At 45.3% G+C, this 21138-nt stretch carries 16 protein-coding genes; 8 read left to right on the forward strand and 8 right to left on the reverse strand.

What is annotated here, in order from left to right:
- Positions 1-123: 123 nt before the first annotated feature.
- Complete coding sequence (locus H6F56_RS23805) at positions 124-1458, reverse strand: alkaline phosphatase PhoX (RefSeq protein WP_190673887.1); 1335 nt, start codon at positions 1456-1458, stop codon at positions 124-126.
- A gap of 719 nt (positions 1459-2177) precedes the next feature.
- Between H6F56_RS23805 and H6F56_RS23810 the strand changes: the two genes are divergently transcribed.
- The 4 genes from H6F56_RS23810 to rpmF all read left to right on the forward strand — a co-directional run bounded on the left by H6F56_RS23810 (position 2178) and on the right by rpmF (position 8559).
- A complete protein-coding gene (locus H6F56_RS23810) occupies positions 2178-3392 on the forward strand; it encodes a DUF790 family protein (protein WP_190673889.1) in 1215 nt (404 codons plus the stop codon).
- 105 nt (positions 3393-3497) lie between these two features.
- Complete coding sequence (locus H6F56_RS23815; RefSeq protein ID WP_190673892.1) at positions 3498-6557, forward strand: ATP-binding protein; 3060 nt, start codon at positions 3498-3500, stop codon at positions 6555-6557.
- Between the two features lie 521 nt (positions 6558-7078).
- Positions 7079-8074, forward strand: a complete 996-nt coding sequence (locus H6F56_RS23820; RefSeq protein ID WP_190673895.1) for a CBASS cGAMP-activated phospholipase — start codon at positions 7079-7081, stop codon at positions 8072-8074.
- A 314-nt stretch (positions 8075-8388) separates the two neighbouring features.
- Positions 8389-8559, forward strand: a complete 171-nt coding sequence (gene rpmF / locus H6F56_RS23825) for a 50S ribosomal protein L32 (RefSeq protein ID WP_190673898.1) — start codon at positions 8389-8391, stop codon at positions 8557-8559.
- 76 nt (positions 8560-8635) lie between these two features.
- Here rpmF and queA read toward each other — a convergent pair whose 3' ends face one another.
- Positions 8636-9793 (reverse strand): tRNA preQ1(34) S-adenosylmethionine ribosyltransferase-isomerase QueA, encoded by a 1158-nt coding sequence (gene queA / locus H6F56_RS23830; RefSeq protein ID WP_190673901.1) that lies wholly within the window; start codon positions 9791-9793, stop codon positions 8636-8638.
- Between the two features lie 974 nt (positions 9794-10767).
- On the opposite strand from queA, the gene H6F56_RS23835 reads away from it, so the two are divergent.
- The gene (locus H6F56_RS23835) at positions 10768-11157 is read left to right on the forward strand and encodes a hypothetical protein (protein ID WP_190674976.1); all 390 of its coding nucleotides are present in this window, start codon (positions 10768-10770) and stop codon (positions 11155-11157) included.
- A 22-nt stretch (positions 11158-11179) separates the two neighbouring features.
- Here the strand turns inward: H6F56_RS23835 and H6F56_RS23840 are convergent, their stop codons facing one another.
- The gene (locus H6F56_RS23840) at positions 11180-11716 is read right to left on the reverse strand and encodes a YraN family protein (protein ID WP_190673904.1); all 537 of its coding nucleotides are present in this window, start codon (positions 11714-11716) and stop codon (positions 11180-11182) included.
- Positions 11717-11866: 150 nt separating this feature from the next.
- Between H6F56_RS23840 and H6F56_RS23845 the strand changes: the two genes are divergently transcribed.
- Entirely contained in the window at positions 11867-12376 is a 510-nt protein-coding gene (locus H6F56_RS23845) for a pentapeptide repeat-containing protein (protein ID WP_190673907.1), read from the forward strand.
- A 446-nt stretch (positions 12377-12822) separates the two neighbouring features.
- Here the strand turns inward: H6F56_RS23845 and H6F56_RS23850 are convergent, their stop codons facing one another.
- The 5 genes from H6F56_RS23850 to kdpA all read right to left on the reverse strand — a co-directional run bounded on the left by H6F56_RS23850 (position 12823) and on the right by kdpA (position 18831).
- On the reverse strand, positions 12823-13974 hold the full coding sequence (locus H6F56_RS23850) for a sensor histidine kinase KdpD (RefSeq protein WP_190673910.1): 1152 nt from the start codon (positions 13972-13974) through the stop codon (positions 12823-12825).
- Positions 13975-14065: 91 nt separating this feature from the next.
- Positions 14066-14653, reverse strand: coding sequence for a K(+)-transporting ATPase subunit C (kdpC, locus tag H6F56_RS23855; protein WP_190673913.1), 588 nt, complete (start codon positions 14651-14653; stop codon positions 14066-14068).
- Between the two features lie 49 nt (positions 14654-14702).
- Complete coding sequence (gene kdpF, locus H6F56_RS23860; protein ID WP_190673916.1) at positions 14703-14972, reverse strand: K(+)-transporting ATPase subunit F; 270 nt, start codon at positions 14970-14972, stop codon at positions 14703-14705.
- Positions 14973-14993: 21 nt separating this feature from the next.
- Positions 14994-17093 carry a potassium-transporting ATPase subunit KdpB gene (kdpB, locus tag H6F56_RS23865; protein ID WP_190673919.1) on the reverse strand — a complete coding sequence of 700 codons (2100 nt, stop codon included), beginning with the start codon at positions 17091-17093 and terminating at the stop codon, positions 14994-14996.
- A gap of 55 nt (positions 17094-17148) precedes the next feature.
- Positions 17149-18831, reverse strand: coding sequence for a potassium-transporting ATPase subunit KdpA (gene kdpA, locus H6F56_RS23870; protein WP_190673922.1), 1683 nt, complete (start codon positions 18829-18831; stop codon positions 17149-17151).
- Positions 18832-19271: 440 nt separating this feature from the next.
- Here kdpA and H6F56_RS23875 point away from each other — a divergent pair, with 440 nt between their 5' ends.
- Positions 19272-20375, forward strand: coding sequence for a sensor histidine kinase (locus H6F56_RS23875; protein WP_190673925.1), 1104 nt, complete (start codon positions 19272-19274; stop codon positions 20373-20375).
- A 46-nt stretch (positions 20376-20421) separates the two neighbouring features.
- Positions 20422-21096: a response regulator transcription factor gene (locus H6F56_RS23880; RefSeq protein WP_190673928.1), complete on the forward strand. Its 675-nt coding sequence runs from the start codon at positions 20422-20424 to the stop codon at positions 21094-21096.
- Positions 21097-21138: the final 42 nt, after the last annotated feature.

Consider the following 21138-nt stretch of genomic DNA (forward strand, 5'->3'; position numbering starts at 1 on the left):
TTCATAAGCTTGTAGAAAAATCACACCGGATGTTGCCACAATCCGGCGTGATTCGTCATTACATAGTGCAAACATTAAGCGTTTTACAGGCAACTAAAATGCTTGCACTACAAGGCAATAATGTTATGCTCCTCGTTGAGACTTCCAAGGACCCCAGATGGCAAATGTGGTGCCTGGGGTTTGGATATTAACGAACAAAGTTTGACCATCCGGCGAGAAGCACGCTCCTGCCAATTCTTGATCGTTGATCGCATTTTTTGCCAGACGATACAGTTGCCCCTTGGGAGTTACGCCCACCAAGAACTGCTCATCATCGCCATCTTCGCAAATGATCAGATCACCATGAGGTGCCACAACAATGTTGTCAGGACCATCGAGTTCGTCAACCGATTGAGCCTCAACAAACAATTCGATCGCATCTTGATCGGGAAGATAGCGCCAAACCTGACCAAATCCGTTCGGTCTGCCACTGACGTCAACAGAGCCACCGTTCGTACAACAGAAATAAACTTCACGATTGCCGTACCAGATGCCTTCCCCACGAGCAAACTGGGCAGCACCTTTACCGAAACCTTCGACCCGTACCGTATCCGTAGCCGGGTCAGGATTGTCAATGGTCACCCATTCCACCGGCATCGGTTGGCGCTGGGGAAAGCCGGCAAAAGTCTTTGCCTGAGGCATATTCTTGATCTTCAGCGCTTGCAGAGTGCCCCCTGCGCTTAAATTGTTCCCTTGAGATGGGATAAAGCGATAGAAGAGGCTATCTCTTTGGTCTTCAGTCTCGTAGACAATTCCCGTTGTCGGGTCGATCGCAACCGCTTCATGGTTAAACCGGCCCATCGCAACTAACGGTACGGGATTCACCGGAGTTGTTGCTTTAGCCGGCACTTCAAAGTTGTAGCCGTGAGATTTCGAGACATTTGTCGCATTGCCAGGTCGATTAGTCGCCGGAGTCGAGACATTCTCCTCGCAAGTAATCCAAGAACCCCAGGGAGTCGGACCGCCGGCACAATTTCGATAGGTGCCGGTAAGCGAAGCATAGTGCTTGATGAGCTGACGATTGGGTCCAACCTCTAGTGTGGTTGTTCCTCCTTTGCAAAGAGGATCGTAAGGATTTGAACCCACAACTTGGGTTGTAGAATTCGGACTCAGTTCGTGATTGCGAACCAGAATCACCGTGTTATTGGAACCTGCGAAAGCTGCCATGCCATCGTGACCACCAGGCACGGGGGAACCGTCGCTCATGATCTCGCCCGTCCGTGAAAAAGCCCGATACTGAAACCCACGAGGTAAATCTAACAATCCATTCGGATCGGCTACGAGAGGGCCATACCCTCCCCCAAATACTGATTGACCATTCGCTTTTCTCGCATAAAGCGCTTCTAGAGGAGACATCATTAAAGCGCCGGCAGCACTCGCTCCTGCCAAGGTAAAAAACTTTCGTCGTGATAGATGCATCAGGGTTCCGGTGAATCAAAAAACAGATTAGTGTTGTTAAGTTTTCGCCACTGCTCAAAGAATAGTTAGAGGGTATTTATGGGCTAAGAGTTGCAGGAGCCATTTAGTTATTCTTTGGTTAATGGCGAAAAACTAAATACAGTATCGAAAAAACATCCTAACCCTGTATCAAGAGCAAAATAAGGTTGGTTTAATTTCTCATTAAGCTTGTCTTATAGCTGTTCAGGATCAATGGCAACAGCTCGTAACTGCTCGACTTCCCTGGCTGTTCGTTGTTCTGCCTGTTCTGTAAAAAACCGAGTAAGATCGGCAATAAACACCCTACTCCGCTTTGCTAAAAAGGGTTTTTCTAAAATTTATGTCTATCTAATATTTGTAAGTTTTTAAGATAATTAACTAATATTTTGGCAGTTTTTATTGTTGAGCTTTTTTAAAAGCTTACTATTTTTTAATTTATCCAAAAATTTTATTTATAAAACAACCACCAGCTTATAAATATTTTAAATTTTATGTCTAAAACTGTGCTGAGTTTGAGAAATTCTACCAAACTGACACATTCAACAGGTCTGTTGCGCTAGCTTGAAACTGCTGTATCTTTAGGGCCGGCACGGTGCCGGCCTGATCTATGTAATTTTTATAACAAAAATCAACTGATATAATTCCAACAAGTGGGGGGAAGTAAGGCAAAATAAAAAGTTAAAAGTCGTTAATAATTATCCATGCTTCCAACCGATTTACTGATGCACCGACTTCAGGGCGAAACCATCGTTCCCAAATGCCTAACAATAGATTCTAAACATCTGGTGATCGCTTCCGAAATCATCACTTGTTTCCAAGAGTGCCAAGGTGCGACGCAAGGAGAACTCGACCGGCAACTCCTCGAACTCGAAGGCGACAGTCCCGACTACCGGCTCAAACGCGGACTCGCGCACCTTCTGAAAAGTGGCTTTTGCACCTTTGAAGCGATCAGTCCCCTCGATCCTGAACAATTGCGGCAACGCGTGTTTACGCTGGCAGCAGAAACTGTCCCCAGCAGCCACGCCACCGAGAAAACCCTAGACAAACTCGCCACCCAACTGAGTCAGGAATTAGAACGGGAAGTGCTGCCGGTGGAAATCAAAGCCGGCCTTTATGCCGATTTAAACGAAAATAAAATCCTCACAGAATTTGACGCACCAACGCCCGAAAACTTACTGTACCGCTACAACCTTTCTCAAGTGCAGGGCGTTTTTTACCGCGCCACCCACCTCACCCTCAACGCACACCGTAACGTTCCCGGTGAGTATAAGCTTTTATTCCGCTATCTCAAACTTTTTCAACTAATGGCTTATATTGAAGGCGATGCCGATTGCGGTTTCACGATCACCATCGATGGCCCGACCAGCTTATTTAAACCAAGCACGCGCTATGGACTCGCCCTCGCCAAAATGATCCCCGCTTTGCTGCACGTTACGAAATGGAGCATGAAAGCAACGCTGCAAACCCGTGACTTTTATACCGGCGACTGGAAAACGGGACGCTTTGCTCTTGACTCTGAGTGCGGTTTAGTCAGTCATTACCCCCCCGGCAAGCCTTATGACAGTATGCTAGAAGCATCCTTTGCGGACAGGTGGGACGCAATGAAAACTGATTGGGTTTTGGAAAGAGAAGTGGATTTAATTCCCATTCCTGGGAGTGTAATGATTCCAGACTTTCGCTTGGTACATCCCGACGGTCGCACATTCTTGCTAGAAATTGTTGGCTACTGGCGGCCTGAATATTTGCAAAAGAAATTTGCTCAAGTGCGCCGGTCAGATCGCGATAACTTAATTTTGGCGATTTCTGAGCGATTGAATTTAGAAAAAGCTGGAGTTAATCTCAAAGATGTGCCGGCACGAATTGTCTGGTTTAAAGATAAATTATCACCCAAATCTGTATTAGAAGTCCTTGACTAAATTGTTAAGGCATAATTTCGCCGGCTCACTACTATAAAAAAGCAGAAGACATCATCCTCTAAAACCACTGCTGTTGAAGAGAGGTCGCTCTCATTTTCATAAAATATGAAATTTTTAACTTATTTTTCAGCTAAAATTTCTCGAAAAGCGCCTAAAGCCGGCGGTAAAATTCACTTATTGCCCTATTTCGCCGCCTCATTCGCCTTCGTGATGGTTTTGGGTGTGACGGCGGTACTCGATTATTCTGAACAAAAACGGTTTCAAGAGCAACATCGCGCCAATGTTCTTAATCAATTGAGTACCGTTAGAGCTCGCCTTGAAGGCGCGTTAAACCAGAGACTTTTTCTAGAAAGGGGTCTGGTGGCTTATGTTTCAGCTATCAATTCCGATATTGACCAAAAGCAATTTGAAAGTATTGCTAAAGTCATCGTGGCGCAGCAACGGGGCATCCGCAGTGTAGGATTTTATAAAAACACCATTGTCAGTCATATGTATCCCTTAGCAGGGAATGAAGGGGTTATCGGCTTTGATCCAATGAGCATCCCTGAAGAACGCGAAGCAATCGAACGGGCAATTAGAAACAAAAAAACGGTGGTTGCCGGCCCGATTAATTTAAGGCCCCACGGTGTGGCATTCATCAGCCGCACGCCGGTTTTTCTCACTCCCCCCGGACAAGTACCTGAAAGTGGCGCTTTCTGGGGGATGGTTGGCATCATCATCGACCAAAATACGTTGTTTCAAGATGCAGGACTACTCGATCCCTCAGCGAAACTTCACTACACCATTCGTGGCAAGGATGGGTTAGGGGTGGGTGGGGAAGTCTTTTTCGGTGATGAGAAAATTTTTAAACAAAATCCAGTCATTTTGCCCGTGACGCTGCCAAACGGTTCGTGGCAGTTGGCAGCAGTACCGGCACAAGGATGGCCAAGCCAAGCCCCTATTTCCCAATGGTTGCACTTGGGAGGCGGGGTGCTGGCGCTGGTGGCGGGCGGTTTGGTTTACATTTTGGTCAGATGGCCGGCAAAATTGCAAGAAGCCGTAGAACGGGCTACAGGGGCGCTGAAAAACAGTGAGACAGCCCTGATGGCAGCAAATACCGAGTTGCAGCACTTGGATCGCATCAAAGATGAATTTTTGGCAAATACGTCTCACGAATTGCGAACCCCCCTGCATGGGATGATTGGCATTGCCGAATCGATGATAGATGGAGCGACGGGGGAACTGTCAGAACAGCAACAGAAAAATCTATTGATGATTGCCCAAAGCGGACAGCGGCTGAACACGCTGGTTAACGATCTCCTCGATTTCTCGCAACTCAAACATAAAAATATTGAACTGCAACTGAAGCCGGTGGGAATGAGAGAAATCACTGAGGTGGTTTTAGCCCTCAGTAAAACGCTGGTTGGTAAAAAAGATTTGCAGCTCATTAATAAAATTTCTCCGAATCTTCCCCTTGCCAAGGCCGATGAGAATCGGGTTCAACAAATTTTGTATAACTTAATTGGAAATTCGATTAAGTTTACGCAATCTGGCACAGTAGAAATTTCAGCGGAATTGGTTGAAAAAGACTTATCCGTATCTTCAGCCAATTCCCAACTCGCAATTACTGTGTCTGACACCGGCATTGGAATTGCTGAAGATAAATTAGACAGAATTTTTGAATCTTTTGAGCAAGCGGATGGCTCGACAGCCAGGGAATATGGCGGCACCGGCTTGGGTTTAACGGTTACGAAACAGTTAGTAGAATTACATGGTGGGAAAATTCAGGTTGAATCGACCCCAGGTACTGGATCGCGGTTTACTTTTACCCTGCCGGTGTCTCCTGAAGAGAGGAAGCTGAAAACTGAAGAAAAAGAAGCTTCTTTGCAAAAGCTTTCCCCAATTGCATCGATGGCCAATTCTCAAGCCCTCATCCCGATTTCTCAAGCGCCTCAATTCCCAGTTTCTAATTTTGAATCCGTCTCACAGTTCAAAATTCTGGTTGTGGATGATGAGCCGGTGAATCTTCAGGTTCTTTTTAATCATTTGTCGCTGCAAAATTATGCCATTATTCAAGCAGCAAGTGGCAGCGAGGCACTCGCTGCATTTGATGAAGGTTTCCCACCCGACTTGGTTTTACTGGATGTGATGATGCCGAAAATGACAGGCTATGAAGTTTGCCGGGAACTGCGCGAAAAATTTCCAGCTCATGAGCTTCCTATTGTGCTTTTGACAGCAAAAAATCAAGTCTCGGATTTGCTAGAAGGATTGGATGCCGGCGCGAATGATTATCTAACTAAGCCGATTTCCAAATATGAACTTTTAGCAAGAATTAAAACTCACATTAACCTCGCCAATATCAGTCGAGCTTACGGTCGGTTTGTTCCCCATGAATTTCTTCAACTTTTGAATAAGGAAAGTATAATTGATGTCAAACTAGGCGATTCAGTGCAACAAGAAATGTCAATTTTATTTTCTGATATTCGGGATTTTACAACCCTAAGTGAAACAATGACGCCAGATGAAAATTTTCAATTTATCAATTCTTATCTTTCTCGAATGGAATCGGCAATTGCCAGCAATCATGGGTTTATTGATAAATATATTGGAGATGCAATTATGGCTTTGTTTGGGGGCAGTGCAGATTGGGCGGTTAAAGCCGGCCTTGCGATGCTACAACGGCAGGGTGAATATAATAAAGACCGCGAAGAAGCCGGTAAACCCCCAATTAAGATTGGCATTGGCATCAATACCGGCTCTTTGATGTTAGGGACAGTTGGCGGACACAACCGAATGGATGGAACAGTAATTAGCGATGCGGTGAATTTAGCCTCTCGAATTGAAGGATTGACGAAAAATTATGGCGTGTCTTTATTAATCTCTCACCATACTTTTTCTCATCTCCAGCATCCAGATGACTATTCTATTCGTCTGATTGATAAAGTTACAGTTAAGGGAAAATCAGAATTAGTAACGGTTTATGAAGTGTTTGATGCCGACCCCGATAAAATTCGAGAGGGGAAATTAATGACTATCCAGCGCTTTGAGGAAGCTTTGTTTCTCTACAATCAAGAAAAGTTTCTTGAATCTGCACAATGTTTCAAAGATTGTTTGTCTAAAAATCCAGAAGACAAAGTTGCTCAAATTTATTTAAAACGCTGTCAACGTATGGTTTTTGCACCTTAATTGCTGGGTGTGCATGAGAGCAATTTGGCTGTATTAGAAACGGTTTTTTGTTAAAAATAATTAAGTTAAAGAAAGTTAAAAGATTTATAGGTTGAAAATTTATCAATAGATTATCTCAAATGAAAGCAGTTAAACCATTTCCATTTCTTCGCCGGTGTTCAATGTATCTAGAAATGCCGGCAATGATAAAGTTCTAGGAGAATTTACTGCTGAAGCTGGCTTAGGAAGTAAGCGATTTATCAAGGAATGATCAGCCGCAAGCGACTTCAAACCCCTGAGTTTTAGATATAACACAGTTCACACCCCTCTTTGCGCTATTGTACCTAGTATGTTAATTTAACACTCATCTTAAGTGCCGGTTGTGAACTCCACGCTGAAAAACCTTGTTAAGGAATCAAGAAGGTTATCACAAAAGAAAAGCTAAAATTAATAACTTACTCTAGCTTCTCAGACTGGAAGAATTCACAGATACTACCATTTGCTCGGTAAATGTTGCTAGTTTTTTTTTTTAGGAGAACACCATGTCAAATGTAGTTAAAGTTTTAGCCATTGATGGAGGCGGAATTCGCGGGATTATTCCGGCGATGGTTTTAGCTGAAATTGAAGCTCGAACGCAAAAGCGAATTTCAGAGATGTTTGATTTAATTGCAGGCACCTCAACAGGAGGGCTGTTGGCATTAGCTTTAACAAAACCCAAAAAAAATAGTAACCAACCTCAATATAAAGCTACAAACTTAGTCAGAATGTATGAGGAAGAAGGTGAGATAATTTTTTCACCTAAAACTTTTGCAAGACTGAGATCCTTAACAGACGAAAAATATCCAGCAGACGGCATTGAAGCCGTTTTAGAAAAGTATTTTGGTAACACCCGTTTAAGTCAAGCTCTGACCGAAATTATCGTTCCCAGCTATGATATTGAGCAGCGCCGGCCCCATTTTTTTAAAAGCCGAAAAGCTAAAAATGACTATGAGCGAGATTTTCCCATGAGAAAAGTGGCACGGGCTACTTCTGCTGCACCGACTTATTTTGAACCGCTCAAATTAGAAAACCATGATCTAACAGATTATTATGCATTAATTGATGGAGGTGTTTTTGCCAACAACCCTGCCATGTGTGCCTATGTAGAAGCTAAAGACACTTATCCAGATGCCACTGATTTTCTCGTTGTCTCATTGGGAACAGGAGAGCTGAGTACCAGACTTTTTTACGATCATGTAAAAGACTGGGGACTGCTTCAATGGGCGCAACCCATTCTTCACGTTGTTTTTGATGGCAGCAGCGATACGGTAGATTATCAACTCAGACTTTTATTGCCGGCTTTAGAAGAAGGAACGAATCGTTATTACCGCTTTCAAACTAGCTTAATTGGGGATGTCGGCGATCATCTGGATGATGCAAATCCCAAAAACATCACCGGCCTGAAACGCCTTGCACAAGATATGATTAATAAGAACGACACTCTTTTAAATACACTTTGCCAGCAGTTAGTTAGCAGCATCCCAACCGGCAACGTTTAAAGGTTGATTCGTGCAAAACACTGAACAGTGCCAGCAACCCTAAAACACTTAACTAGGTTGGGTTTTCAACCCAATATTGAGCGATTGGTTTTAGAGCGAAGTAAAACGGAGGGTACGCTTCGCTCTAACCAGCCTAGGCTATCTAATTTCCCACCTTTTAGAAAGCTTGGCTTGGCTATCCATAATAATTTTGACAATTCCTTGTTTGCCTGTGACACTACAGGGTGCAAAATCTGATTTTCCCCAAAAACCCGCTAACCGGCAGAGAATGCCTTACAATAGGAAATTGTCAAAAATTAGCAGCACTCACTGTCATGGCAGTCCCTAAGAAGAAAACATCAAAATCCAAGCGCGATAAGCGTAAAGCAACCTGGAAGCACAAAGCAGTCCAGCAAGCGCAGAAAGCCCTCTCCCTAGGCAAGTCGATTTTAACGAAACGCTCCAGCTTTGTTTATCCACCCGATCAGGAGGATGACGAAGAATAATCCGCACTGTAGTTGGGCTAAAGGCTAATTGCTAATCGTTGAGAATTGTAAGCAAAGCTTGATCGACCATTAGCCGTTAGCCATTAGCACGATCACCATCATTGGCAATCACTGCTATGCGTGCCGCCGGCAAAATCAGCATTGCATCGCCAAACGAGTAAAAGCGATACTCCTTCTCAATTGCATCCCGATACAAATCCAGCAAGCGCTCACGCCCCACCAACGCACTCACCAGCATCAACAAACTAGATCGGGGTAAGTGAAAATTCGTAATTAGCCCCTCCACGACTCGCCATCGATAGCCGGGATAGATAAACAAATTTGTCTTGCCGCAAAACGGTTGCAGCCGGCCATTCGCAGCCGCCCCCTCCAGAGATCGCACCACGGTAGTGCCCACTGCAATGATCCGCCCTCCTTTCTGCTGCGTCTGACGAATCGCTTCTACGGTGGCTGCCGGCACCTCTACCCACTCTTCGTGCATCTGGTGAGTTGTTACGTCCTCCACCTCCACAGGTCGAAATGTCCCCACGCCGACGTGCAGCGTCACAAACGCGTGATTGATGCCGCGTTCAGCCAGCCGGCCAAATAAATCGTCGGTGAAGTGCAGCCCAGCTGTGGGTGCCGCAACTGCCCCTGGTTGCTGGGCATAGACAGTTTGATACTGTGCCGGTGAGGCAGCAGAATTGGTGATGTAGGGCGGCAGGGGCATATAGCCGAATGCTTCTAACATCTGGCTCAGGGGGATGCCTTCTGGAAGCTCAAAATGCAGCAAGCGTCCGCCGGTTGCTTCATCTGTGTCGATGACTGTGGCGCTCAACCGGCTTGACATTGGGGAATTTGAAGATTTTTGGGGTTCAAATTCTATTTTTGAGCCGGCTTTGAAGCGCTTCCCCGGTTTGACTAAAGCCAGCCAGATATTTTCCTGCCGCTCCTCTAATAACAGGACTTCTACCACAGAGCCGGTGGGTTTGCGTCCGTACAATCGGGCTGGGATAACGCGGGTGTTATTGAGTACCAGCAAGTCTCCAGGGTTGAGCAGAGCCGGTAAATCACGAAAAATGCGATGGCTGTGATCAGTGGGGGAATCTACCACCAGCAAGCGGGAGCTATCTCTTGGCACGGCTGGATTTTGAGCGATTCGATCCGCTGGGAGTTCGTAATCATAAGCCATCAATGACCGATCCCACTCACTGCCGGCTGCGAGTGAATTGACGGATGAGGAGTGGATCGGCATATTATTCGCTTCTAACAAAGTTGTACTCGCTTCCCCCGGTGTTTGTTTCGATGGGGGAAGATGGGGAAATTTAACCGAAAAATTATCTCGTATATCTATTGTTTTGTCAAAATTTGAAATTTACCCAGTTGGCAGTCGTTACAAAAATTTATCAGAATTGAAATCGAGCCGGTGAAAAACTCTGTTTTTTCTTTTGAGCTGCATACAAAGCCCACGATAAAATCAGGGCTTAAGCGTTCACTGCCAGACTTTTTTGTAGTGAGTCATACAGCTCCCTTGATTCTAGAAAATGGATTTTATCAGACAAAAGGCTTCAAATCACGTAAGTTCGTTGAATAAATAAAAATATTCTCAAAAAGCCAAATAGCTTAACACAGCGTTACATTGAATCATTGTAACTAAATTGTACGACTGATTAGATATTGCTATAAGGTTTCAAAAGATACCGCTTTCCTTAAAAAAATAGGGAAAACTTATAGCAGATAGCAGGCTTGTGTAAAAAACTTAGAAGTACAGAAATACGATGATTGCTTTGCCTTTGAGTAAATATACCGACTATAAAAGAAAAAATTATCTGCTTTGAACGTGTGTGTGGTTCATGGATTCGAGAGAAAAGAGCAGCAGCCACCTTTGCGTTTCAACCGTTAAATACAATTAACCCTAAAATTTCAAATATTAAACGAGCGTCTTTCTCTGTAAAAATAAAAAAATTATTTAGAAATCAGCTATCGCAAGCCGACAGCGCCAAGAGAAGCCTCAACGCTACAGACCGCTTAAAAATATTGAATAGCGCTCTTGAGAAATATATCTTTAGCTAGATGACAATAATAATTTTATGATTTCCCGCAACAAAACCCTTTAATTATGCAGTGAATTGGGGAAACTTACCCATTAAAGATCGGGCTTTTCCCGTAGTCGTAAGCACTCGCACTTCGTAACAATATAAGAAGTAGCGTATGCACACCCCCGAAAAGATGGAATACCTTTATTACCTTGCCAATGCCAGCTTGACCTTGAGAGTCGCTGAGTACCTGCACAGCGCACGCCATCTTCCCGTGGAGTTCATGAGCGTTATTCATCAGATAGATGGCTGGGTAATTCGGGTCAAGATGAGCCAGCCGTTAGAATCCCAGACTGATGGCGACTTTAGAGCGTTCATGAATGAAGTGGGAATTTCCTATATGCCGGGAATTCGGCTGCAAATGGCGCTTTGGAGCTTGGAAAACGGACAATCTCCGATTGATGTCATGCGTCGTTATCAAGTAGCAGTCGTTTCTCACGGACATCCAGATCGCGGAGAAATTGAAGAATTTCGCCGGCAGTTTGTGAAAGGATTGGGCTACTGCCCGGAAACACTAGCTTAAGGGTTGTGCCTGTTGAGCTTAGTTAACCGTCTTCAGCAAAAGCTGACTCAATGTAATCGATAAGCGTGAGTTTGCAACCTGGAGCGAAGACGGGTTGACCCAATATAATTGGTTGCCCGAAGGCGTAACTGCCGGCATCCATCCCTATTTCACAATCTTGTATTTGCGTAGGCGCGAGTGGCTCAAAGCTAACAAGCGCCACATCAAACCGGCAGGGTAAATCAGCAAAATCCGGGCACTCTGCCAGAAACATCTCAGCAGCTTTCCTCAGTTTTGCTTGCTTTTGCTCAGTGATAGCTAAAAGTCCGCCGGCATCCCAATTCCACCGGCGACGAGTCTTAACTTCTACAAACGCCAAGGCTGTTTCCTGCAATCGACACTCAGATCCACTCGCTTGCTGAGCGATGAGATCGAGTTCACCCCACCGGCAGCGCCACCGCCGGCGTAGAATTACCCAACCGCGCTCCTGCAACCAGTGAGCCACCAAATTTTCCCCAAGCGTGCCGGTGTCAGGTTTGCGATTCTCGCCGGCAGAGGGTGATGAGGGAAAGCTTGGCATAAAGCAAACTCACAGCATTCATTTAACTGGTAGGATTACGAGATAGGAAGCATCGGTAACAGTTGTTACTTTTATTCCCCTCATCAAACAGTGGCAGCCAGCCGGCTATACCCTGTTAAGGATAAGGTTTCCTATCAACGTAAAAACCGAATGAATCATAGCTTTATTAAGCGTATCCCAGCAATCCTCCTCAGCGCACTCTTGTGCACTGTCGTGTGCCTGACAGCCATTGGTGCCCTAGCAACCCCTGCGTTTGCGAATGAATACGACAAAGAAATTCTCGTCAATATGGATTTCTCAGGCAAAAACCTGACAGACTCCAGCTTTAACAAAGCCAACCTGCGCGGTAGCAATTTCAGCCATACCAATCTGCAGGGCGTTAGCTTATTTGGGGCGTATTTGGATGGAGCAAATTTTGAGGGGGCGGATATGCGAAACGCCACCTTAGACACTGCTCGTTTTACCAAAGTCAATTTATCCAACGCAATTTTAGAAGGTGCCTTCGCTTTTAATACCAAATTTGAAGGTGCCACGATTGACGGCGCAGATTTTACCGATGTGCTGCTGCGCGAGGATACCCAGAAATTGCTTTGTCAGATAGCGACAGGGAAAAATCCAGTCACGGGTAGAGATACGCGCGAAACGCTTTACTGTGATTAATGATGTGGCACGGGTGATGCTGCCATAGACATTACCCGTGCCGGCATCTTTAATCTCCATTAACGGAATTAAGCTATCACCAACATCTGCGTTTATCTGCGGACGAAGGTGGAACTTGAATGACGAGCAAAGCACATTCAAGTTTCACCTGCGGAATCTGCGGTTAAAAAATCAAACCCATCAACACTAACCAACAATCTAAGATACAAAATTCCCGATCCAAGGCAACTGCACCAAATCAGAAAACGTAGTATGACGCTGCCGATCTAATTCTTGAATGCGAGCTTGTTCAGCATAAAGTTGCTGTAAATAAAACTCAAAAATATTGGAGTTTTATTTCAAACTATCTTAACATTCTGAGAGCCTAAACTAAGACGCTCCACTCTCATCACGATTTTACATGATATTGTATATAACTTTAACCTAAATTCGGCTTACTTATCTAACTAACTTTGTATTTTTTCTGTTGCGATTATGTGTAAGTCAATATGTTTTAGTTCTCGCATCAATTGTTGAATCAAAGATCCTTTCATTAGTAACTGCCAGCGTGAACGCTGAGTCTCGCCCAGCACAATTTGAGTAATGTGATATTTTTCCGCCACCTCAGCAATTGCTTGGGAAATATTGGAACTGGTGAAGCGCACAAATTCACCTCCGAATTCTTTGCAAAGTTTCTCACAGGTTTCGATATGAAGGCTCTCTTGCTTATTAAGAAAGCGCTCAGGATGATTCACAAACACTGCGTAGAGTTTAGCATTCATATAGTTAGCGATTCGGGAGCCGCGACGCAGCAACTGCATCCCATTAGGGTAAGTCGAAACACAAACTAACACGCGTTCGTGAATATTACAAAATTGACCCGATGAGGTGTTGGAATTAGCATCATCCTCAACAAAATCCGCCACTTCTCGCAGCGCCAACTCTCGTAAGGCAATCAAGTTTCGGCGTTGGAAAAAGTTTTCTAAAGATTGTTGAATTTTCTCTGGTGCGTAGATTTTACCTTCCATCAGCCGCTCTTCTAGGGTTTCCGGGGTAACATCAATAACAATTACCTCATCCGCTTCATCTAGCAACCGATCAGGGATGCGCTCTCGCACCACAACGCCGGTAATTCGAGCTACCAAATCATTGAGGCTTTCTAAGTGCTGAATATTAACAGTGGAGTAAACATCAATACCGGCAGCTAAAATTACTTCAACATCTTGGTAGCGCTTCTCGCGTAGAGAACCGGGAACGTTAGTATGTGCGAGTTCATCTACTAACACCAACTGAGGAACTCGTGTCAAAATCGCATCCGTATCCATTTCGGTGAGTGTCATGCCCCCTCGCAAGATTTGTTGGCGAGGCACCCTCTCCAAACCTTCGGCTTTTTCAGCAGTTTCTCGACGTCCGTGGGTTTCTAAAAGCCCAATAACAACATCAATCCCTTCCCGCTTAATCTGATGAGCTTCTTCTAGCATCCGGAAGGTTTTACCGACGCCAGGAGCCATGCCAATAAAAATTTTGTGCTTCCCGCGCCGGCCAGAACGATTGTAAGTTTTATCCGACGAATTGCTAGGGAGGTTGGGAGTACCTGTAACTTCGCTAGAGTGAATCATCAGGAATTAATTTTTAGCTTCATTTTTCAGAATTCATTTAACCAATCAGAATTTGATAAAATGACAAGAAACTTTAGAAATATGGTAATTTTTATTTACCCGTTTGTAAAGCATCTAAAGCCAAATTTAGTTTGAGGGTGTTAACACCCGATTCACCAAAAATTCCGAGAAATCTCCCGTCAACATATTTAGAAATCAGAATTTCAACCTGATTCGTATCTAGCCCTCGCGCCTTTGCCACTCGTTGAATTTGGGTGCGGGCAGATTCTTCACTAATGTGAGGATCTAAGCTCGATCCAGATGTGTAAACTAAATCCGCTGTAGGCTTGATATTTGCCTGGTTTAGCCGGCTAACTTCCGATTGAATTCGTTTTACCAAATCTGGATTGCTGGGTGCGAGATTGCTAGCACCAGAAATGCCAGTTTGTTTAGCCGCTTCTCCTGTACTGTAGTTCGTGGTGCTGGGGCGACTCCAAAAATATCGCTCTGAAGCAAAAGGCTGACCGATTAAAGCCGAACCCACAACTTGCCCTTGGGCATTTTTAATCAAGCTGCCATTGGCTTGATAAGGAAAAATCAGGCCAACACCCAGCATGAAAAAGGGATAAATTAAGGCCGTTAATACCCATAAAATTAGGGTCATGCGAAGGCCAACAATCGTTTCTCGAATTAGAGACATTTTTTCCTCGGCTGCTTTTTCTTTGATCCTTTGTTTTTAATGCTGCCTTTTAAAATCGTTCTGGTTGGAAAATTACGACAAATAAATAGAGAGAAAGTCCCAACGTTACAAGACCTAAAAGGCTAATTGTCCAGGCAGTGAATCGCTCAATTTCTCTGCCGGCAGCCCCATAAACTGCGGGTGCGATCACCAGGTTCAAACACATTAAGAGAAACAATTGCACCGGCACCCGATTTTTTCCTCGCAGCATCCCGGCGAAATCCAGAGTTTCAGCTAAATTACCAGCCAGAATTGTATCAAACAGCTTAATTTTTCTCATGGCTTTTTTTCCTATCTCTTTTCAAACCAACCCGACAGCAGAAATCGCAATATCAATAATTTTGATAGCAATAAACGGTGCGATAACTCCCCCCAGCCCATAAATTAGAATGTTGCGTTGCAGCAATTGATTAGCAGTTAGCGGCTTGAATTCTACACCCCGCAGCGCCAAAGGAATCAAAGCGGGAATAATCAGGGCGTTATAAATGAGTGCCGAGACAACTGCTGAATTTGCACTGGATAATCCCATTACATTAAGGCTACCAATTCCTGCCGGGGCAAACATCGCCGGAATAATTGCGAAGTATTTGGCAATATCATTAGCAAGAGAAAAAGTCGTCAGCGCACCGCGCGTAATTAGCAACTGTTTGCCAATCGTAACCAAGTCAATTAGCTTCGTGGGATCTGAATCCAAATCCACCATATTCGCTGCTTCTTTTGCCGCCTGAGTGCCAGAATTCATCGCTAATCCAACATTTGCTTGGGCGAGTGCCGGCGCATCATTGGTGCCATCGCCGGTCATTGCGACAATTTTGCCTTCCGCTTGTTCGGCTTGAATTACAGAAATTTTGTCTTCCGGTGTCGCTTCCGCAATAAAGTCGTCCACACCGGCTTCATCAGCAATCACAGACGCTGTAATTCGATTGTCGCCAGTTAACATCACTGTCCGCACCCCCATTCGCCGCAATTGGTCAAAGCGTTCGCGGATACCGGGCTTAATAATATCTTTGAGGTAAATAACGCCGTAAATCTTGCCATCTTGACAAACGGCTAGAGGTGTCCCCCCAAGACGGGAAACTCGTTCGTAGGCGGCATCGAGTTCTGGCGTGAGATTGCCGCCGCGAGAGCGCACAAAGCCTTTAATCGCATCGACCGCGCCCTTTCGCACCTCACGGCCATTGGGCAAGTCTGTACCACTCATGCGCGTTCTGGCCGAAAATTCTATCCCTTCGGCTTGGCTACGGTCAAAATCAATGGTTGACCCTAATGTCTCTGCTAGGCGAACGATAGATTTCCCCTCTGGCGTTTCATCAAAGACGCTGGCAGTCAGCGCCACACCGGCAGTCTCCTCGATTGAGTAGCCATTGACTGGAATAAACTCCTCTGCCAGCCGGTTGCCCAAAGTAATCGTGCCGGTTTTATCCAAAACGAGAGTATTGACATCCCCGCACGCCTCAACAGCGCGTCCAGAAGTTGCCACCACATTAAATTGAGCCACCCGATCCATGCCGGCAATCCCGATCGCACTCAGCAATCCGCCAATCGTTGTGGGAATCAGCGCCACCAATAGAGAAATTAAAATCGCCACACTCACGGGACTATTCACATAGTTAGCCACCGACGGCAACGTTGCCACCACAATCAAAAAGACTTGGGTTAAAACCGCCAGCAAAACCGTTAGGGCAATTTCATTCGGTGTTTTCGACCGTTCAGCGCCTTCCACCAAAGAAATCATCCGGTCAATAAATCCTTTTCCGGGGTCAGCACTTACCCGGAGTGTGAGTTCATCCGAGATAATTCGCGTCCCGCCGGTGACGGAACTGGCAATATCAGACCCCGGTTCTTTAAGCACCGGCGCAGATTCGCCGGTAATCGCAGATTCATCGACCGAAGCAACGCCGGCAATCACCTCTCCGTCCGCAGGAATCATATCGCCGGCAATCACTTTCACCAAATCGCCTTTTCTCAGCGCAGTTGAAGAAACTTCCTGCACCGATCCATCGGGTGCGAGTTTGCGGGCAACTGTATCAGATTTCGTCGCCCGCAAGGCATCCGCTTGTGCCTTCCCCCGCCCTTCTGCCACTGCCTCCGCAAAATTGGCAAATACGACGGTAAAAAATAAAATCGTCGTAATTAAACCGTTTAACAATCGCAGATTTTCTCCCTGTACTGTGCCAAACAGGTTGGGATCGACCGTCAGCAGTGCAGTGACAATTGTGCCAACCCAAACGATGAACATGACGGGGTTTTTGACAGTATTTCTGGGGTCAAGCTTGACAAATGCCTCGCGAATTGCTCTTTGATAAAGCCCTTTTGTATTGACCTTGGGTGTGTGTCTGCGGGAGTCGCGTGGCCCTTCAGGCCGGCGCACAGGTTTAGCAGAAGAATTGGCAGATGTCATAGTTGTGAGGAAAGTTTTTTAATGCCGGGATTGATTGCAGAGAAATTGCGTTCCGCTAACCTTTGGCGAGTTGAAAGGCTTCGGCGATGGGGCCAAGCGCTAAAACCGGGAAAAAGGTTAAAGCACCGAGAATTAAAATTACGCCGGCTGTAATGCCGGTGAATAGCAGGCTGTCGGTTCTGAGGGTGCCAGGAGTTTCGGGGACAGGTTGTTTGTTTGCCATACTGTCAGCCAGCAGCAACAAGGCAACAATCGAGATGTAGCGTCCTGCCAAGAGGCTGAAACAACAGCTTAGGTTCCACCAGAGAGTTGCATCTCCCAATCCCTCAAAGCCTGAACCATTGTTGGCGGCAGCCGAGGCGTACTCGTAGACAACTTGAGAAAGACCGTGAAAGCCTGGGTTACTGATGCCAGCGAGGGTTTCAGGAAAGGCGAGGGTAATGGCACTCGGAATCAAGACCGCGATAGGGTGGACGAGTAGCACCACACTGGCAAGAACGATTTGCCACTTTTCAATTTTGCGTCCCAGAAATTCTGGGGTTCGTCCGACCATTAAGCCGGTGAGAAATACGGTCAAAATTAGGTAAATAAATAAGTAAGCGGTGCCGGTGCCTTGTCCGCCCCAGACGATTTGCAAAAACAAGTTAAACAAAGTCGAGAAACCACCGGCAGGCATCAGGGAATCGTGCATTCCGTTAACTGCCCCTGTCATGGTGCCGGTGGCGGCTACTGCCCAAAATGCTGTTGCTGCCCAACCAAACCGAACTTCTTTGCCTTCTAAATTCGGCTGATCTCCTGCTGCCAAAATAGAATTAACCAGCGGATTGCCTTGATATTCACCAATCGCAGTTACGCCGACTAGAATGACAAAGATGATGAATACCATCCAAAATATCAGCCAAGATTGTTTGGTGTTTTTTGCAAATATCCCGTAGGTGTAGATTAGTGACGCCGGGATACACATCATGGCAAGTGTTTCAATTAAGTTGGTCGCCCCGTTGGGATTTTCAAAAGGATGTGCGGAGTTAATACCAAAAAATCCGCCGCCGTTTTCTCCAAACTGTTTGATCGCTTCAAAGTGAGACACCGGCCCTCTGGCAATTACCTGAGTTGCTCCTTCTAAAGTGGTAACGGTTTCTGGGCCGGCTAAAGTTTCTGGAACTCCCAGAATCAGTAATAGCAATGCCCCCACAACCGAAAGCGGAAGCAAAATTCTGGTAATTGATTGAATCATATCTGCATAAAAATTGCCGACGGGTCTGCCGGTTAAGCCCCGAATAAAAGCAATTCCTACAGCTAAACCCGTTGCGGCGGATGTAAACATCAAAAAATTTAGCGTTAGCTGGCTTAAATAACTGAAGGTTGTTTCGCCGGCGTAATGTTGCTGGTCTGTATTTGTCAAAAATGAGATTGTTGTATGTAGCGCTAAATCCCAGCTAGGTGCTGTTAAGCCAGTAGGATTCAGAGGCAGAAGCCCCTGAAACATAAAAATTAAATAAACTAAAAAGCCCATTGCCAGGTTGCTGAGTAGCAAAGCACGAGCATACTGCCTGCCGGTCATTGCTTCGAGCGAACGCAATCCACCGGCGCTGTAGATAACTCGTTCAACAGGTCTCATTACGGGGTCAAGAAAGGTTTTATTTCCCTGAAATACTTGCGCGATGTAACTTCCGAGTGGGCGTACAATTGCCACCAAAATGATTAGAGTTAATGCAATCTGAATGAATCCTTGGAACATAAATAGCCACGAATCTCTGTTGTAAACTAAACAAAATTGATGAATTTCTAATTTTTTCCACTAAGGGCCGGCTTAGCGACTTCTTCGTAAATAGATAGCTGGAACAAATTCTTGATTAAGTTTTTGAAAGTGTTTAAACTTAATCAAATACCACAAAACTGAAAATATTTTTTCACGTATAATTCGCAAACCTGACTGATTTAATTAGGAAGTTAGCTGATTTTAAAAGTTTTATTTTGAATAATCAATATCTAAAAGGTGATTTGGGAAAGATTACACAAAGCAATATATTTTTTAAGTTATATTGAGATTCACTGCGTTTAGCTTTGATCTATAACAACAGATATAGATCAAAACTAAACACGCATTTTGACTGAATCCAAATTGCTTGTCTGCGTTTAATCTTGATCGGTAGGTTCTTTAAACCATAGCTGTTCAGAATGGCCATCAAGTTCTCAACGCTCAAAGAAAAGCTGTTAAAGTCTAACCAGCGCTTCAACACGAACTGGCTGATGGCTGGCTTATTAGCGATTGTTCTGGGACTGGAGTTTTCCACGCCGCCGGCTTATGTCTTTGGCTACTTCTACACCGGCGCGATTTTGTTGGTACATCCCCGCCGGAGTAAGTCTGCAACGGTGCGAGTAACGCTGGCAGCTTGTGGTTTAACTTTGTTAAATCTCGTCTTTCCCGTTTTGGAAGCTTTCGACTCCGCAACTTTAGCCAACCGATTAATTGCAGTGCTGGCGCTAGTTGTCACCGGCTGGTTAAGCGAACGCAACCAGCAGTATGAGGAAGCACTCGCTCGACAGCAAGCGCAACTGCAAGCACAAGCGCAACTCGCAAGTTTGCGTGAAGATTTTGTATCCACGTTAAGTCACGACCTCAAAACCCCCCTACTCGGTGCCATTGAAACTATCAAATCCTTTCAGCAGCAGCAATTTGGTGCAGTCACGCCGGCACAACAAAAAGTGCTAGAAATGATGGTTCGCTCTCACCGCACCACGTTACAACTCGTTGAGACACTGCTAGATGTGTATCACAACGATACAGAAGGACTTCAACTGCGCAGATCGCCGGTGAATTTAGTTGCCATTGCTGAGGAAGTGATTGCGACCCTCATCGATTTAGCTGCAACCCGCCAAGTCTATATTCGTTTAAGTTATGGAGAATCTGATTTCCGCCGCTCATTTTGGGTAAACGGGGATGCCTTGCAATTGCAGCGAGTTTTTGCCAATTTACTGACCAATAGCATCAATCACTCTCCTCGCGGCAGTAAGGTAGAAGTCGCAATGCAATCACAGTCCGCCTATCAAGTTGTGAAAATTACTGATGATGGGCCAGGAATGAGCGCAGACGAACTGCCTCACTTATTTGAGCGGTTTTATCAAGGACACAGTAATCGCCACGCCAAAGGTTCTGGGCTGGGTTTATATTTGACGCGCCAGATTATTACCGCCCATGATGGTACAATTTGGGCGGAAAATCGATTGCCGCACGGGGCAATGTTTGGCTTTAAATTGGCAGCTTGCTTTCCTAAATCCTGAGTTGTGATTCCTCTATGCTCCATCCTTTTTCAAGGATTAATCACTAATGAGCGCAGTGCAGATTTTGCTAGTAGAAGATGACGAACTATTTCGCCTTGGTCTTTCAATGCGGTTACAAAAGGAAACGGGATTGGACGTAGTGGCGGAGGCGGAAGATGGCGATACGGCTGTGGAATTAGCGAATCGGCATCCACTCGACATTGTTCTGCTTGATGTGGGACTGCCTGGAATTGGGGGCATTGAAGCTTGTCGCAAAATCAAGCAGCAACATCCAGAATTACCAGTTTTAGTGTTAACGTCTCACTCACAAAAGCCTCTAATTGCGCGGTTAATTGAAGCCGGCGCTCATGGCTACTGTCTTAAAGGAATTGCAGCACAGGCTTTGATTTTGGCGATCCGTTCGGTGGCTGCCGGCGCTTCTTGGTGGGATAAGGCAGCAACGACGGAAATTCGAGCGGCTTTTGCAGACAACGACTTAGTTGCTGCCTCACAATCGGCACATACAATAGAAAATCAGTTGACAAAGCGTGAACAAGAAATTTTGGCATTGGTGGCTGCCGGTAAAAACAATCAAGAAATCGCACAAATGCTTTACATTGCCCCCGGTACAGTGCGGGTTCATGTCCATGCTATTTTGCAAAAGTTAGAGGTGCGCGATCGCACGCAAGCTGCTATCCTCGCGCTACAGAAAGGATTGATTGATACAAAACTTTTGGCTTAACATCTCATCTGTGGATATCGTTATTTGATAAACTCAGACAAC

The sequence above is a fragment of the Microcoleus sp. FACHB-672 genome (genome assembly GCF_014695725.1).
GTDB lineage: Bacteria > Cyanobacteriota > Cyanobacteriia > Cyanobacteriales > Oscillatoriaceae > FACHB-68.

Coding starts and splice junctions, on each gene's coding strand:
- rpmF (WP_190673898.1), top strand. CDS start 8,389: ATGGCAGTCCCTAAGAAGAAAACATCAAAATCCAAGCGCGATAAGCGT.
- kdpF (WP_190673916.1), bottom strand. CDS start 14,972: ATGAGAAAAATTAAGCTGTTTGATACAATTCTGGCTGGTAATTTAGCT.
- H6F56_RS23840 (WP_190673904.1), bottom strand. CDS start 11,716: ATGCCAAGCTTTCCCTCATCACCCTCTGCCGGCGAGAATCGCAAACCT.
- H6F56_RS23850 (WP_190673910.1), bottom strand. CDS start 13,974: ATGATTCACTCTAGCGAAGTTACAGGTACTCCCAACCTCCCTAGCAAT.
- H6F56_RS23880 (WP_190673928.1), top strand. CDS start 20,422: ATGAGCGCAGTGCAGATTTTGCTAGTAGAAGATGACGAACTATTTCGC.
- kdpC (WP_190673913.1), bottom strand. CDS start 14,653: ATGTCTCTAATTCGAGAAACGATTGTTGGCCTTCGCATGACCCTAATT.
- H6F56_RS23835 (WP_190674976.1), top strand. CDS start 10,768: ATGGAATACCTTTATTACCTTGCCAATGCCAGCTTGACCTTGAGAGTC.
- kdpB (WP_190673919.1), bottom strand. CDS start 17,093: ATGACATCTGCCAATTCTTCTGCTAAACCTGTGCGCCGGCCTGAAGGG.
- H6F56_RS23810 (WP_190673889.1), top strand. CDS start 2,178: ATGCTTCCAACCGATTTACTGATGCACCGACTTCAGGGCGAAACCATC.
- H6F56_RS23875 (WP_190673925.1), top strand. CDS start 19,272: ATGGCCATCAAGTTCTCAACGCTCAAAGAAAAGCTGTTAAAGTCTAAC.
- H6F56_RS23805 (WP_190673887.1), bottom strand. CDS start 1,458: ATGCATCTATCACGACGAAAGTTTTTTACCTTGGCAGGAGCGAGTGCT.
- H6F56_RS23815 (WP_190673892.1), top strand. CDS start 3,498: ATGAAATTTTTAACTTATTTTTCAGCTAAAATTTCTCGAAAAGCGCCT.
- H6F56_RS23820 (WP_190673895.1), top strand. CDS start 7,079: ATGTCAAATGTAGTTAAAGTTTTAGCCATTGATGGAGGCGGAATTCGC.
- queA (WP_190673901.1), bottom strand. CDS start 9,793: ATGCCGATCCACTCCTCATCCGTCAATTCACTCGCAGCCGGCAGTGAG.
- H6F56_RS23845 (WP_190673907.1), top strand. CDS start 11,867: ATGAATCATAGCTTTATTAAGCGTATCCCAGCAATCCTCCTCAGCGCA.
- kdpA (WP_190673922.1), bottom strand. CDS start 18,831: ATGTTCCAAGGATTCATTCAGATTGCATTAACTCTAATCATTTTGGTG.